General features: G+C 68.0%; 12 protein-coding genes and 1 pseudogene. 3 read left to right on the plus strand and 10 right to left on the minus strand.

Annotated elements, in window-relative coordinates; translation table 11 throughout:
* Positions 1-59: 59 nt before the first annotated feature.
* On the minus strand, positions 60-1,988 hold the full coding sequence (locus EDD30_RS31890; RefSeq protein ID WP_084556405.1) for a ParB/RepB/Spo0J family partition protein: 1,929 nt from the start codon (positions 1,986-1,988) through the stop codon (positions 60-62).
* Positions 1,989-2,099: 111 nt separating this feature from the next.
* On the opposite strand from EDD30_RS31890, the gene EDD30_RS31895 reads away from it, so the two are divergent.
* The gene (locus EDD30_RS31895) at positions 2,100-3,035 is read left to right on the plus strand and encodes an AbiTii domain-containing protein (protein WP_071805677.1); all 936 of its coding nucleotides are present in this window, start codon (positions 2,100-2,102) and stop codon (positions 3,033-3,035) included.
* A 15-nt stretch (positions 3,036-3,050) separates the two neighbouring features.
* Here EDD30_RS31895 and EDD30_RS31900 read toward each other — a convergent pair whose 3' ends face one another.
* The 7 genes from EDD30_RS31900 to EDD30_RS31925 form a co-directional block, all read right to left on the minus strand.
* Positions 3,051-4,463 carry a terminase large subunit domain-containing protein gene (locus EDD30_RS31900; protein ID WP_071805678.1) on the minus strand — a complete coding sequence of 471 codons (1,413 nt, stop codon included), beginning with the start codon at positions 4,461-4,463 and terminating at the stop codon, positions 3,051-3,053.
* Between the two features lie 20 nt (positions 4,464-4,483).
* Positions 4,484-4,888 carry a hypothetical protein gene (locus EDD30_RS31905; protein ID WP_123678623.1) on the minus strand — a complete coding sequence of 135 codons (405 nt, stop codon included), beginning with the start codon at positions 4,886-4,888 and terminating at the stop codon, positions 4,484-4,486.
* On the minus strand, positions 4,885-5,028 hold the full coding sequence (locus tag EDD30_RS39430; RefSeq protein ID WP_170047315.1) for a hypothetical protein: 144 nt from the start codon (positions 5,026-5,028) through the stop codon (positions 4,885-4,887). Before EDD30_RS39430 ends, EDD30_RS31905 begins: the two co-directional genes overlap by 4 nt.
* Positions 5,025-5,630, minus strand: coding sequence for a hypothetical protein (locus tag EDD30_RS31910; protein ID WP_071806126.1), 606 nt, complete (start codon positions 5,628-5,630; stop codon positions 5,025-5,027). The genes EDD30_RS39430 and EDD30_RS31910 overlap by 4 nt, the downstream gene beginning before the upstream one ends.
* 88 nt (positions 5,631-5,718) lie before the next feature.
* The gene (locus tag EDD30_RS31915) at positions 5,719-5,994 is read right to left on the minus strand and encodes an Acb2/Tad1 domain-containing protein (protein ID WP_071806125.1); all 276 of its coding nucleotides are present in this window, start codon (positions 5,992-5,994) and stop codon (positions 5,719-5,721) included.
* A 70-nt stretch (positions 5,995-6,064) separates the two neighbouring features.
* The gene (locus EDD30_RS31920; RefSeq protein ID WP_071806124.1) at positions 6,065-6,985 is read right to left on the minus strand and encodes a ParB N-terminal domain-containing protein; all 921 of its coding nucleotides are present in this window, start codon (positions 6,983-6,985) and stop codon (positions 6,065-6,067) included.
* A complete protein-coding gene (locus EDD30_RS31925; protein WP_071806123.1) occupies positions 6,982-8,328 on the minus strand; it encodes a putative antirestriction adenine methyltransferase in 1,347 nt (448 codons plus the stop codon). The genes EDD30_RS31920 and EDD30_RS31925 overlap by 4 nt, the downstream gene beginning before the upstream one ends.
* Before the next feature lie 196 nt (positions 8,329-8,524).
* On the opposite strand from EDD30_RS31925, the pseudogene EDD30_RS31930 reads away from it, so the two are divergent.
* Positions 8,525-8,620 (plus strand): annotated as a pseudogene (locus EDD30_RS31930) (cold-shock protein); the annotation flags it as partial.
* A 203-nt stretch (positions 8,621-8,823) separates the two neighbouring features.
* Here the strand turns inward: EDD30_RS31930 and EDD30_RS31935 are convergent.
* Both EDD30_RS31935 and EDD30_RS31940 read right to left on the minus strand, forming a co-directional pair.
* A complete protein-coding gene (locus EDD30_RS31935) occupies positions 8,824-9,786 on the minus strand; it encodes a hypothetical protein (RefSeq protein ID WP_143162723.1) in 963 nt (320 codons plus the stop codon).
* 341 nt (positions 9,787-10,127) lie between these two features.
* The gene (locus tag EDD30_RS31940; RefSeq protein ID WP_071806121.1) at positions 10,128-10,421 is read right to left on the minus strand and encodes a hypothetical protein; all 294 of its coding nucleotides are present in this window, start codon (positions 10,419-10,421) and stop codon (positions 10,128-10,130) included.
* A 259-nt stretch (positions 10,422-10,680) separates the two neighbouring features.
* Between EDD30_RS31940 and EDD30_RS31945 the strand changes: the two genes are divergently transcribed.
* Positions 10,681-14,151: a putative Ig domain-containing protein gene (locus tag EDD30_RS31945; RefSeq protein WP_170047313.1), complete on the plus strand. Its 3,471-nt coding sequence runs from the start codon at positions 10,681-10,683 to the stop codon at positions 14,149-14,151.
* Positions 14,152-14,314 lie beyond the last annotated feature (163 nt).

Below are 14,314 nucleotides of genomic sequence, written 5' to 3' on the forward strand. Positions count from 1 at the left end.
TCCCCGCCCTTGACCAGGAGGGGAGTCACCGCGTCCAGGCTGCGATGCGGCCCCAGCGCCTACACCGGCTCACTCAGGGACGCGTCCGGCTCGCCGCCGGCCCCGTCGGTCTCGCCGTCGACGGCGTCTGGCTCGTCGGCATACCCGTCATCTTCCTCGAACTCGATCACGTAATAGGTAGTCGACGACGCCTCGTCGTGCTTCTCCACCCACTGCGTGGCCTCGAACTCCATCTTTTCGAGCACTCCCGCCGCCCACTGCTGCACCTGGGCCACGTCATCGCCCGGCAGCTCATCGATGTGCTCACCGTCGCCGGCGACCAACTGCCAGTTCACGACGTCGCCATCGGGGACGGGCCACAGCATGAACACCACCGAGTCGCCGCCCCCGACCTCCGCGGCCTTGCGCAGTTGCGCGTCGCGTTCCGCCACTGCACGCTGCTGCGCCTCCACGGCGATCTGCGCCACCCGGTCGGTCAGCTTCTCGTACAGCTGGGCCTCGGCCGGCGACAGGCCGTAGCCTTTGGCGGTCAGCCGGTCGAACCAGGCGATCGCCTGATGAGGGCGTTTGGTGAACTCGTAGCCCATCCGGCCGACGTCGGTGATGTGTTCCTCCTGCCCGGCGATCCACCGGCACACCAGCATCCGCTGCAACCGCTCCAGCCGCGCCGTGGCCAGGTTGTCCAGCGACCCTCCGGCCATCACCGCCAGAAAGTCCTGCGTGTTGCGGGCCGCCAGGTCATACGGGTACGTCGCCGCCGCCCGCGTCGCCTCCTCCAGCAGCTCCTTGGCCGCCTTGGCGCTGCCCCACGTCTCCCGGATGAACTTGCGGCGCACCGACGCGGCCACGTTCAACGCGACCATCCGCTGCTCGTCTGCCTCCCGCTTCTCGCTCGCCCGCTTCCGCTCCTCCGGCGAGCGGTAGGAGCTGCTGTTCGGCCGCTTGTAGCCCATACCCTCCGGGTCCAGGCACACGTACACGACTTCCGGGCTGCCCACCGTGTCGATGAACGCGGCGAAGCCCTCGGCGGTCTTGACCGCTTCCACGTCCAACGGCTTGCCGCCGGCGTCGGCCAGCCTGGCGACACCCACCGCCTTCGACTCGTATGGCCACCCCTTCGGCTTGGCCACCTCCCGCACCCCGGCTGTCTCCAGTTCCGCCTTCAGCTCGGCGACGCGCACCTTGTCGTTGCGCTTCCTGCGCTCCGTGGCCATCTCATGCCGAACACCCCACGACGTGCCCGCCGCGGCGACGATCCGCTGTTGGACCTCGGGATCATCCTCGAACTCCTCTAACGCCAGAATGTCGTCGAAGGTCAGGTGGCCCGCATCAGCCTTGGCCTTCACCTCGTCGTCCATCACGTCGAGCCGGATCGCCGCCTTCACGTGCTCCACCTTGATGCTCGCGCGGCGGGCGATCTCCGACGGCGCGATGTCGAACGCCGCCAGCTGGGCGTAACCCTTACTGCGTTCGCTCACCGTCAGGTCGGTGCGGTGGTCGTTCTCCCCCAGCATCGCGAAGATCTGCTCGGCCGGACGCTCCGCGAGGTCCGGGCGCACCAGGCACGGCACCGTCGGGGCGATCGCCGGGTTCCACTCACCTGCGTCGAGGGCTGCCGACGCCGCCGCGGTGCGGCGGTGGCCGGCCACCACCCGGAACCGATCACCTGATTCCGGGATCACGGTGAGCGCCTGGAGAACGCCCTCCGCGGCGATGCTCGCCTGCAGCTCGCTCAGGTCGCCGAGGTCGCGGCGCAGGTTACCGCGATGCCCGAGCAGGTCGCGGGGGTCCAGGTACAGCAGGTAGCCCTCAGCCTCAGCGGCGGCAGTCTCAGCGATGCCGTCCTCTGAAGTGTCGCTCGGCTCTACAAGCCTGAGATCCGGCCGGTCCACGGTCTTCGTTGCCACTATGCGGTCCTCCAGTTTTGGCAGCTCAGAGGGTCTAAGCTGTATATATTCATTGTACCAGACGGTTACCCTGAGTGACATAAGGAGTTGCCGTACACGCTCGCCTTCGAGGCCACGAAAGGGGCGTACTCGCGGCGCCGGAGATGGGCGGCCGTCCGCTCAGCGTCGGACCCTCCGTCTAGCCTTGAGCACGTGACTGACACGCTGCTTCACTCGCTGCGCGAGCACGTCGTCGACGAGTCGCAGCCGCTCGCGGGGCTGCTCCGCAAGTGCCTGCTCCTCGGCGCCGAAACCGGCTCCGATGCGTTGCGAGACTGGGCGCGCAAGGAACTCACCGGGTACGGCGACGAGGACGAGGTTCCCAAGTACCGCGAGGTTCCATGCCCGGCGATGTCGATGAACTCGATGAGCGGAAGCACCTGGACCGCGAACCAGTCCATCAGTCGGCTCCAGATGCCGCGTGAGACCTGGGAGTACCTGCCGGACACCCTTCCCTTCACGGAGCCGATCGAGCAGTTGCAGCAGCTTTCCGAGCAGAAGAGTTTGAACTTCACGTCCGAGGGCCTGGCCGCTGCTCAGGCCGTCTGGAACAAGAAGCTGGGCCCATTCCAGCAGATCATGAGCTTGTCCTTCGTGGTGAGCGGTTCGGTGATAGCTGGGATCCTCGGTCAGGTCCGCACACACCTCGTGGACATCGTCGCGGACCTCACCTCAGAAAATCCTCTGTCCGAGCTACCCGAGAAGGGCAAGGTCGACGCCGCAGTGAGCAACCATGTCGGGGACATCTACAACACCACGATCCGGACCGCCGCTGGGCCCGTTGCCATCGGCGCCAAGGCACAGGCCACGACGCAGGGCCTCACCGTCGAAGGGACCCTTGGCCTGCTCGACAAGGTCCAAGAGGCGGCAGCCGACATCGCGGACGCCCAACGCACCGAGCTTCTCGACGCGTTGGCTGATCTTCGCGCGACAGTCGAGAGTGAAGCGCCGGACACCGGCGACGTGGTGAAGAAGGTCGGCAAAATGCGCGCCCTGGCCGACAAGGTGGGGCTTCCTTCCGTGGCGGCTGCTGCCGGTGGCGCTGCTCAGGCCATCACCGAGCTGGCCGTGAGTGGCGCGTTCGGCTAGACCTGGCTGGGCCGCCTACCGGCGGGAACCATGCACCGGCAATGACCGGCCCGCAGTCCCGGCGAGAGGCGAGGCGACCACGGCACGCCGAGCCTCCCGGACTCGTAGGTATGCGACGCCGTGCACGAGCGCGTCGAGGCGGTCCGGGGAGTGCCCGGACTCCGGGGTCCACGTGGTGAGCTGGTCCTCCAGCTTCGCCATCGTGCCGACGTGATGGACGCGCGGCGGATCGACCTCGTACCGGGCGGCGACCGGCTCGGCGCGGACCCGCTTCGAGACGCGCGCCTGGACCACGTCGAGAGGTGCGTCACCGCCCGGGAGGAGCCCTTCGGCCTGCATCGCGGTCCAGGCGTCGACAAGGATGTCGCGCATCCACGCCGAGGAGCCTTCGTAGACGACGAGGTCGGCGTCGACGTCGACGTAGCACTGCCAGATCCGCCTGGCGGCGGCGACGCCGGCGATGCGCATGCTGCGGTCGGCGAGGACGTAGTGGTCGCCGTCGACGCCGCGGCCGACCGCGACGATGCCGGTCTCGTCAGAGGTTTCCGACACGGTGTCGGCCGGGTCGACCGACACGACGGTGCGGGTCAGCTCGGGCACGTCGTCGGCGTCGACGCGGCCGGCTTCGATCCACGCTGTCTTCCACAGGGCGCCCTCGACGTCGCTGAGCAGTTCCGCGTCGAGTTCTTGGCGGCCGAGGCGGGTGCCCTGGTACTGCTCCAGCAGTTCCTCGAGGGCGTCGTCGGACAGGTTTGCCGCGTTGTCCAGGGTGCGGCCGCGCGTCACGACGATACGGCGCCGGCGGCGGCTGGTCTTCTGCTTGGCGTAGCGGGTCAGCAGCTTCTTGACGTGCGGCAGCGGCTTCGGCGTCGTCGAGATGACCATGTGCGGGGCGGCGGCCTCGCGCATGCAGAACCACGCCATGTCGTACACGCCTTGCGCAGTTTGCAGCGGCCAGGCCGCGTACTCGTCGCACCACACGCCGTCGAACGCGTACCCGCGCAGCGTGTCGGGGTCCTGCGCGCCAAACCCTCTGATGATCGTGCCGTTGGTCAGGCGCAGGAGGATCGACCCGGAGCCGCGGTTGAACTGCGCCACCTCCTTCGGCGGGATCACCGCGACCAGGCCGGCCCGGGGGGCCTCGAAGCAGATGTTCAGCACCTCACGTTCGGTCTTCGCGATCACCGCGAAGTGGCCGCGCGGCTTGCTCGCCCAGGAGCGCATCGTCTCCGCGCCGGTGCGAGTCTTACCGAAGCCACGGCCGGCGAGCAGCAGCCACACCCGGTACGCGGCGTCCGGCTCCAACTGCTCCGGGCGGGCGTGCCGGGGCCAGTCGAACCGGACCGCCTGCTGCGCGTCGGTGACGGCGCGCAGGTAGGCGGCGAGCTCGGCGTCGCTCATCATCGCCGGATCCGGGTACGCCGACACGGTGCGCGACTACCCCACGATCAGCGGCGGTCGCCAGCGCGTAGGCGGGACAGCCAGCGGCGCTCCACCCGTGTGGCGTGCAGCAGCGCGATGAGCAACACCAGCATCGGAGTGTGCGTGAAGAAGGCCGTCCATGCACCGAACCAGGTGACGACAAGCCACAGCGTGACGGCGATCCCGAGCGTCCAGGCCGCGGCGAGGATCCGCAGGGCCCAGAGCCGGCGGCGAACGGCGCCGATTTCCACGCGTCGCTGCCCGCGGCCGTATCGGCTCGCGTACAGAGCGCCCGCCGGCGGTCCCGCCTGCAGGCCGAGGATCGCCGTCGTGAGGGCGTCGCCGGCCGAGCGGCCAGGGCGTGGCGCCGGGACCGGGTGGCGGCCGTTGTGGACGAGCCGGGCCGCTGAACGCGGCTGGTTGCCGGTCACAGCATCACCGTCAGCACGCCGAGGCCGATCGCCGACGCGGCCAGCAGCGCCGTGCCCACGCGCAGGCACAGCACCGCCCAGCGGGGGCTGGGCGCGGACGGTCGGACGGTCGCGGGTTCGGTGAGGGGCGGGTGTGTCAATGCTGTTCTCCTTCATCCTCGACGCTCGGCTTCTCGCCGGCGCCTTCGTCGCTTGAGTTGCTCGGCAGGTCGCCGCCGGCGCGGGCGCTGGCCTCGGCGACTAGGGCGCGGAAGAACGCCGACCGGTCTGCCTCGCCCATCGCGCCGATCTCGACCTCGATCGGTGCGCCGCCCGGCCCGGACACCGCGGTTGCCGAGTCCGGCAGCCCGAGGGCCAGGCGTTCCAGGCGGGTGGTGACCTCTAGCCAGCGGGCGATGTCGCCGGGCGTGAGCTTCGAGGCGTCCAGTGACTGGAGGCGGGCGACGACCTTCGACTGCAGCGCGGAGGCGAGCCGGGCGTGCCGCTCGGCCATCTCCCGGCGCCGCTCGGCGAGCGCTTCGCCGTACATGCGGTCCTGCTCGCGGTCGAACGCCTGCGCCCGCTGCACCCACCGCCACGCGGCGGCGATCTTGTGGAGGTAATCCCGGGATTTGTTGACCTCCGTGGCGACCTTCGCCACGGTGCGGGTGCGGCCCAGGTCCCGGTACACGGCGAAGTACGCGTACGCGGCCTCGGGTTCTCGTTTATGCCGGTCCCATGGCAGGACGGCCGCTTCGCTCACGCTCGCCTCCTGCCGTCCTGGTCGCGGGTGGTGGGGGAGGGGCGGCCCGGCCGGGTCCACGGGGGAAGACGCCGGCCGGGCCGCCTGCTTATGCGGCGGGGCGTGCGTCGCGCATCGGTGGGCGGGCGATCGCGGCGGTGCCGCGCCACAGGACGTCGTCGAGGGCGGTGAGCACCAGCGACGTCTCGCGCCCGTTGGGCAGCTCCCGCATCGCGACCGCGGCGAGGTGCTTGACCTCGGCCCGCCAGCGGGCGTGCCGCGCCGCGGTTTCCTCGTCGGCGGGCGGGTGGTGGTCGAAGCGGCGGTCCAGCTCGGTGCGCTGCGCCTCGGTGAGCTCCGCGTACACGTCGTCCGTGGTGTCCATCCCAACTCTCCTTTCACCGGCCGCCGATGTCACTGCGGCCGTATCGTTCGCGGGCGTGAGTCGGCACGGTTCAAGCGCCGGCCAGGTATTCCGCGGCGAACAGCTCCAACGCACGCCAGCGCTGCTCGGCAGGAACGTCACCGCGGCGTACCGCGGTGTCCACGGCGCGGGCGAACACCGCGGCCGCATCCGCCGGCATCGACCGGGTCTCCAGCACGGTCTCGATCGGCACAAGCTGCCTGGCGTTAACCAGCGGCTCGCCGCTGTCCGGGTCGTACCAGACGCCGTCGCGCAACTCGCCGAGGTGACGCTCGAACACGGCGAGGATGATGCCGAGCGCGGTGGCAACGTTGCCGACGTTGTGCGCGCCGTGGGCCGTTGCGAGCGCATCTAGGGTGAGTTCGTAGTCGCGGTAGGCGGCGAGCCAGCGGGCGTCGGCCTGCGTCAACCCGCGTGCCTCGTCGAGAGCGGCGCGGGCGGCGTCGAGTTCCTGGGGCAGGAACACCATCTGCACGGAGGCGAAGTCGAGGTTGGCCTCAGACAGGCCCTCCATGTCGAGGTCGGCGAGCAATCCGAGTTGCTTGTCGTCCAGGCCGGAGTAGCCGCGCCAGTCGACATCGTCCAGTTCGTCGTACAGGTGCTTGAGCGTCGCCGGGTCGTCCTCTCCCTCGATGGCGTTGTGCGACAGCTGCAACGCGACCTGCCGGGCCCGTGACAGCGGCTGGTCGACCACCATCACGTCGACCGCCTCGACGCCGGCCTCGATCGCCGCCATGACCCTGTGGTTGCCGGACAGCACCACGCGGCGGCCGCCGGCGGTGTCGTCCCAGACCAGCGGCACGCTGGTCAGTCCGCCGTCGCGGCGTACGTTCGCCACCAGCCGGTCGAAGGTCTCTTTGCGCATGAACCGGGCGTTGACCTCCAGCAGCGTCAGCGACCGGGGGTCCACCGTCTCGATACGCCGGGTCAGCGGCTGCTCTTCGTCGGTCATGACTTCTGGTCCTTCCCGTGCTTGCGCTTCCACTCGGTCAGGGCCTCGTCGCAGGACCAGCCGCCGATCGGGCCGCCGTACTGAAGCTGGTAGCGGTGCACCCCGTCCGCGGCGGGCTCCGAGCGTTTTTGCAGCTTCACGCCGGGGATGCCGCGGCCGTACTTCGCACTGTTCGGGTGGTTGGTGAACGCGGTCGTGGACCAGGCGGTGATGCGCTTGGACAGCGACCGCTGGAGCAGCAGCTGGGACTCGCGGGTCATCGCCGCCATCACGATCAGCTTCGACAGGCGCCGGTACCGCGACCACGACACCGGAAAGTCCGACATCAGGTACGCGCATGCCGGGTCGAACTTCGGCGGCAGGAACGCGAACGCCCCGACCAGCCGGCCATCGACCGCGACACCGCAGGCCAGCAGCGGGGAGCCGGGCAGGATCGTCTTGGACATGAACTGCGAGCGGACCTGCGCGAACTGGCCCCCGGTCAGCGGGTGCACGCTCATCCGGTCGCCGAGCTCGTCGGTGGGGCTGATCTTCGGCATCGGGATGGGCGCGGTCTGCTGCACCGGGCGCACGACCCGCCGCGGCCCGGAGGAGGCGTACACGTAGATCGGCAGACCGCGGTTGGAGGTCTGCACCACCCCGCGCAACTGCGCGCGCAGCTCGGGGCGTTCAATGTGCAGGCCGAGGATCCAGTGCGGCCGGTCCAGCACCGCCCCGATGATCTCTTCCTTGCCGTCCTCATCGAGGGTGTCGTAGCTCGGGGCCGGCCAGTCGAAGAACTCGTCGATCGCGGCGAACTGCGACTCGTAGTCCCCGGCGTAGAACGGTGGGAACATCGCCACCGGAGCATCCGCCGGGACGACGTCGCGCAGGTAGGCGCGCACGTCGCCGCAGTAGTACGACGCCAGGCGCACCGTCAGCGCGTTCAGCTTCGCCGTCGTCTTGGCGTGCATCGTCGGAAACTGTCCGATCGTCGCGGCGACCATCCGCTCGTAGTACAGCCCGGTACGGCCGACGAACTGCAAGAAGCGGGTGCCCAGCATCAGCGACGCGAGGGTGTCCGTCGACGTCGTCAGGTACGGCTCCAGCCAGGCCAGCTCCTCGCGATGCTCGTCCTTGAGCGCGTACGGCAGCGGCTGCCCGGCCAGCCACCAGCCAATCGCCGACGAGTACGCCTGCACGTCGTTGCCGTGGATCGGGCGCTGCTCACCCGGGCGAGCGTGCAGCACCCGCTCGATCGTGTAGTTGCCCGAGCAGCCCACAAACAGGTCCATGGCAGGCCAGGCGGCCGCGTGCTCGTAGATGATCGCCCGCAAGTCTGCGGGTATGGAGCCGTGGAACATCGCGCCTACCCCGTCCCCTCGGCGTCGGCCAATTTCGAGCGCCGGCCTGGAGTTGAACCAGATCCTCCACTGTGGAACAGCGGCGTGCCACCCACAACACTTCCGACGCAATGCATGCCACCATACAGTATTGCGGCCGTATATTAAGTCTGCGGCGGCATCCGTGGGGTAGCCAGCCGGTGGCGTCAAGCGTGTGACCGGCCCGGACAGCCTCGACGAGAACCAGAAGTTCGAGTTCGACATCACCCAGGGCCAGAAGGGCCCGCAGGCGTCGAACATCCGCCCGCTCTGACCCACAACTCCACGAACGACGGCCCGACTGATTCAGCAGGCCGCCGTTCGATGTTTCCTCCAGGCAGCGTGAGATGCCCCAGGACTCAAGCCATTCCTCGGGATCGCCTCGTCCGCCATCGCTACCGTCCATGGCCAGTAGCCTTCTGACCGCCTTCGGCGCGGCTCCTTGACACACCCGAGCAGCAGGGCTGCGTGCCCGGCTCAGTCGCCGAGAGTGCATTCCTCTGCAACGACAGCTTCCACGCCTTGCTTCGACACGTTCACCATGGTCTTGCGCAACGCGTCTGAACCGAGAACCTTCCACTCGCCAAGCTCGTGCACCGCGGTGATGGTCCACGGCTTACCAGCACCAGCAACCGTGACTGTGACCCGCTTCTTACCTGGATCCGCCCAACGGGGATCAGTAACCCTGTACTTGGTGCTCAAGTCGTCCTCGTCGAGGTCGCCGGTCGCCATCTTGCGTTCGTCGCAGCCCTCAGTGAATGCAACATACTGCTTTCTCGGCCACAATGCTTTGCCGGCCGCGGCAAACATGTCATAGGCGGAGGCGTAATCGAGCGACCCCACCCGGTCCTGGCGAGTCTGGACAGCGAGACGGGCGGCCTCAAGAAGTTCTTCGTCGGACGCGTCAGTGCCATAAGCGTCCGGCGCAGTCGATATCGTCTGCGGCTCAAGCACTGCCTCCGAGGTTGTGGCCTTCTCTTTGCCTGACTTGCTCGGGATACCGATGGCAGGCAGGCCGCACGCATCTTGTGCCTGGCGGACATGCGTGTTCACCGACCCGGCGAGCGAGAACATCTCCGCCAACACCTCCATCCCCTCGCCGGCCCCGGAATCCATGGCCTTCTTGAGTGTGATCATCTGACCAATGTCGGCGATGAGCCCCTCGACAGCGTTCTTCAGATCGGTGTCGACGACGAGCATCCGCGCATAGGTCTCCAACTTGCTCCTCGTGGACTCCACCTCGGCGATGTCGTCGGATGCGGAACTGCTGTCCTTCGACTCGCTACCGGAGAGGGAAGCCGTACCGCCTTCGATGGCAGAACAGATCTGGTCCTTGGCGTACGCGTTTGCTCCGTATGCTCCGCCACCACCCAACAGCAGTACCGCGGCAGAGGCTGCTACCACCACCTGCACACGCCTACGATTGGTCGACGTCTTCATGGGCGATCCGTTGAACGCGACCATGTACGGCGGGAGCGCTCGGAACGGATTGGCGGGAGGATACGGGTCCCCAGCAGACGGCGTAAAGCCGTCGTGTGATCCAGCCGAGGGCGTTCCAGGGGGAACTGGGGGGTAGGCGGCGTCCTGACGTGAGAATTCGGCGTCCGGGTTCGTCACGGCAGGTTACCTCCGAGGCGGCTGCATCAGATTGCGGTGGTGTTGGGGATTCGCCTGCCACATATCGGGCGCCGGTCATACCCACCTGAGAACCCGCCCTGACCCGCCGGTTGCGGACTGGTAGCTGCTCCGTTTCCAGCCAACCGTGAAGCAACGCCCCAGCGTCAGTCAGGTCCGCCGAGCGCCGTAAAGAACCGCGCCAGGCGGAATGGGCCGGAAAACACCGAAAGATCCATAGTCCCCGGTGGGCTAGCCCGGTGCCGTCGCCTCGACGCCTCGGCGGCGTCGGTGTGTGGGAGTTCGTCGACGTACTCCTCCTCCTCCTCCTCCTCCTCCTCGTCGGCGCCGTCCGGAAGGTCAACGCGATGGAAAATGCGGCCGTGTTGGCTGGCCGGGGCCCTGGCTGCGCCGACTGTCTGATCAGCATGCGGTGACATGGGCAGGGCGATCGTCGCCACGACCTGGGTCTTCCTGCGCCTCGGCGGCGTAGCGCCGCCACCGCAACGAAGTTGCACCCGAGGCCCACCATCAGCGCTCCAGTGGTCACCGATGGTTACTGAGCCGACTGCCTCGGCGCGTATTTGACCTGTCCCTGAGCGGAAGGCCCATCCGATACTCATGTCGCCTGTTCTAGGTTGTCGGCATCGGATTGCGGCCTTGCTGGTTGGGGTAATCACATCGGCGCTGTTGGCGTCACCCGCTCAGCGAGAAGGCGTCGTGCTGGGCGCGAATGCGGCTGGCGCTATCGCGGACAGCTTCATCGTCGCGCTCAAGACTCCACTTCAGTCCTCTGATGATGTTGCCGCCGTCGCCCAGCGGCTGGTGGGCGACGACGTGGTGAACGTCTTTGGTGAAGGTTTCTCCGGCTTCACGGTCCGATTGAGTGAGCGCAGAGCGCGGATCTTGGCCGCTCACCCGTTGGTGCAGCACGTCGAGCAAAACCGGGTGGTGCAGCAGGCGACGGTACAGCGCAATGCGACGTGGGGGCTGGATCGTGTCGACGAGCGGTCCTTGCCTCGGTCGGGGACGTATACGGCTGCCAGTGATGCGCGTGCCGTTCATGCCTATGTCATTGACTCCGGTATCCGGATCGGCCACAGCCAGTTCGGCGGCCGCGCGAGCTATGGCGTGGATTTCGTTGACGGCGGTGCCGCCGCCGACTGCAGCGGCCATGGCACTCACGTCGCGGGCACCATCGGCGGCGCCCATTCCGGCCTCGCGAAACGCGTTCGATTGGTGGCCGTGCGCGTGTTGGACTGTCGTGGTGCCGGCACGCTTGCCGAAGTCGTCGCGGGCATCAACTGGGTGACGACGCATGCCGTCCGCCCGGCGGTGGCGAACATGAGCCTGGGCATGCCCAATAGTGCGTCGGTGGAACGTGCCGTCCAGAAATCCATCAATGCCGGCATTGTCTACGTGGTCGCCGCGGGCAACGAAGGCACCAACGCCTGCCATGGCAGCCCCTCCGGCTTGGCAGCCGCTATCACCGTCGGCGCGACCGATTCAACGGACCGCCGCCCGGCGTGGTCGAACTATGGCCGTTGTGTGGACCTGTTCGCCCCGGGTGTCAACATCACTTCGGCCAGCTCGCGCAGCAACTCCGCCACGGCCACCAAGAGCGGCACCTCCATGGCAGCACCGCACGTAGCGGGCGCCGTCGCCATGATCCAAGCAGCACACCCCGGCTGGTCACCCAGCCAGATACGTGCCCGACTGATCAGCGATGCCACCACCGGCGCAGTCAAGAGCAAGGGCACCGGCTCACCCAATCGCCTGCTATATGTACCGCGACCGCCCGCCACCGCCATCCGCACCACGGCGCTGCCGGGCGGCGCCGTCGCCCGCGGCTACTCCACCCGCGTGGCCCTCACCCGTGCCTTGACCGGCAGATGGAGCGTGGCCTCCGGGAACCTTCCCCGCGGGCTGAGCTTGTCGGCCTCCGGCTGGATCTCAGGGACGCCCGGCCGCGCGGGTAAGAGCCGCGTTACCCTGCGCTTCACCGACTTCGTGCCCCGCTCTATCACCCGCAGCATGGCGCTCACGATCAAGGCGAATGCACCTGTTATCAAGACAGCCGCCCTGCCCGCAGCCACGCTCGGCGCGGACTACCAAGGTCAGCTACGCACCGTCGACAGCCGGCCGGGTACATGGCGCCTCGTCAAGGGTGTCGTCCCGCGAGGGCTGACTCTGACCACCAAGGGCACTTTCGCTGGTATACCGAACGCCGCAGGGTCCTTCACCTTCACGGTGCGCTTTGCCGACCGGTACGGCCAGCACGCCACCCGTGCGTACAAGGTGGTCAGCCGGGTCAACCCGCCGGTCATCGTGACGGCTGAGCTCCCAGCCGGCGAATACGAAAAGCGCTACTCCGTCCGGCTGCAAACGCGCGACCGGCGCACCGGCACATGGGCACTCGCCGTCGGCGAGCTACCCGCCGGCTTGACGCTGTCCACCGACGGCCTCATCACCGGTACGCCCACCACACGCGGCGCCTTCCCCATCACTCTCCGATTCGTCGACCCCGCCGGGCAGACGGCCACCCGCATGTACAGCCTGCTCATCGACCTGAACCCGCCCATCATCGCCACCACAGAACTGCCCGGCGCGACCTCCGGCTCGCCCTACACCGCCCAACTACGCACCCAGGACCAGCGACCCGGAACCTGGTCGATCACCGACGGCACCCTGCCTGTCGGCCTGACCATGACACCCGCAGGACTGCTCGCCGGAACACCCGCCACCGCCGGTTCCACCCCATTGACCCTGCTCTTCACCGACTCGCTACAGCGCACGGCATCCCAAAGCTACGCGCTCACCGTCGCACCAGGCCCCGCGGTCATCAGCACTGACGTCGTGCCTGCTGGAGCCGTCGGGGAGGCCTACCACGCACAACTGAGCCTGATCGCCGCGCGACCAGGCATGTGGAGCATCGGACAAGGAACCCTGCCGCCGGGACTGACGCTGTCACCGACCGGCGCGATCGCCGGCACACCGACCGGTGCCGCGTCGATCACCGTGGCCGTCAGGTTCACCGACTCCAACGGCTTCATCGCCGAACGGCTGCTAACCGTGACGGTCAACCCGCCGCCGTCCACCCTCGTCACCCAGACATGGAACACGCCCTTCGGAGACCCTGCGCTGTCGGCAGACGGCCGCTATGTAGCGTTCCGCGGCATCAGCGGCAGTCAGCGGTCAGGGGTGATTCGCCACGATCTCGCCACCCAAACCAGAGTCTCCGGATACGCACAATCGTCGGTCGTGCCCGCCATCTCGGCAGACGGCAAGTACATCGTGGCCAACGCCAGCTCCATCTGGTCGCGACCGGCCACCTTCGACGCCTTCTACCAGCATGAACCCATCACCACCGGCTGGTCTCACCGCGCCGCCAGCCTCCAATACAACTCGCTCTCCAACGACGTCGGCGGCGGCATCGACTCCCCGGCTGTCTCGGCGAACGGCCGCTACGTCGCGTTCGCCTCCACCTCAACCGACGTCGTCCGCACCGGCGGCCAGCAAACCACCGGCAGCCCCAACATCTACCTGCGCGACATGGACAACTTCACAACACGCCTCGTCAGCACCGCCGCGGACGGTTCCTTCACCGGCAGCGGCCGCCAGCCGAGCATCTCCGCCGATGGCCGCTACGTAGCCTTCACCTCGGACTCCGCGAACCTGGTCGCCGACGACACCAACCACAGCAGCGACATCTTCGTCCGAGACATGACCACCGGTGCCATCAGCCTCATCAGCCGAACCAGCAGCGGCGCCCAGCGAACCACCGGCTCCACGTCACCCGCGATCTCCGCGGACGGCCGCTACGTGGCGTACGTCTCCAACGGAGTACACATCCACGACCTGACAACCGGCACCACGACCACCGTTATTGCAGGAGGAACCACCGTCCGGTTGTCCCTGTCCACCGACGGCCGCTACCTGGCCTTCGACACCGACCGTCCCGGACCCGGCGACACCAACGGCCTGCCTGACGTATTCCGCTGGGACCAGGCAACCAACACCAGCGTGCGGATCAGCACCCCGCGATACGACCTGACCAGCCCCGACATGGGCGGAACCAGTCCATCTCTCAGCGGTGACGGCAGGCGCATCGCCTTTGTCACCAGCACCCGCCTCCACGTAGCGGATACCGATGGAACCGACGACGTCTACGTCCAGAACATCCCGGCATAAATCCTCGTCCACAATCCGGCGGTAACTTCGTTCGCCGCGTTCGCCGCGTTCGCCGCGTTCGCCGCCGTCGGCCCAGACCTTGCTGACGGACGGATGCTCGTCGGCCACCACGTCCAACAGCTGCCAGCCACCCGCGGTGTCGGACACCGACGCGGCCGTGCCG

Source organism: Couchioplanes caeruleus, from assembly GCF_003751945.1.
Lineage (GTDB): Bacteria > Actinomycetota > Actinomycetes > Mycobacteriales > Micromonosporaceae > Actinoplanes > Actinoplanes caeruleus.

Coding starts and splice junctions, on each gene's coding strand:
- EDD30_RS31925 (WP_071806123.1), bottom strand. CDS start 8,328: ATGTTCCACGGCTCCATACCCGCAGACTTGCGGGCGATCATCTACGAG.
- EDD30_RS31920 (WP_071806124.1), bottom strand. CDS start 6,985: ATGACCGACGAAGAGCAGCCGCTGACCCGGCGTATCGAGACGGTGGAC.
- EDD30_RS31890 (WP_084556405.1), bottom strand. CDS start 1,988: ATGTCACTCAGGGTAACCGTCTGGTACAATGAATATATACAGCTTAGA.
- EDD30_RS31915 (WP_071806125.1), bottom strand. CDS start 5,994: ATGGACACCACGGACGACGTGTACGCGGAGCTCACCGAGGCGCAGCGC.
- EDD30_RS31935 (WP_143162723.1), bottom strand. CDS start 9,786: ATGAAGACGTCGACCAATCGTAGGCGTGTGCAGGTGGTGGTAGCAGCC.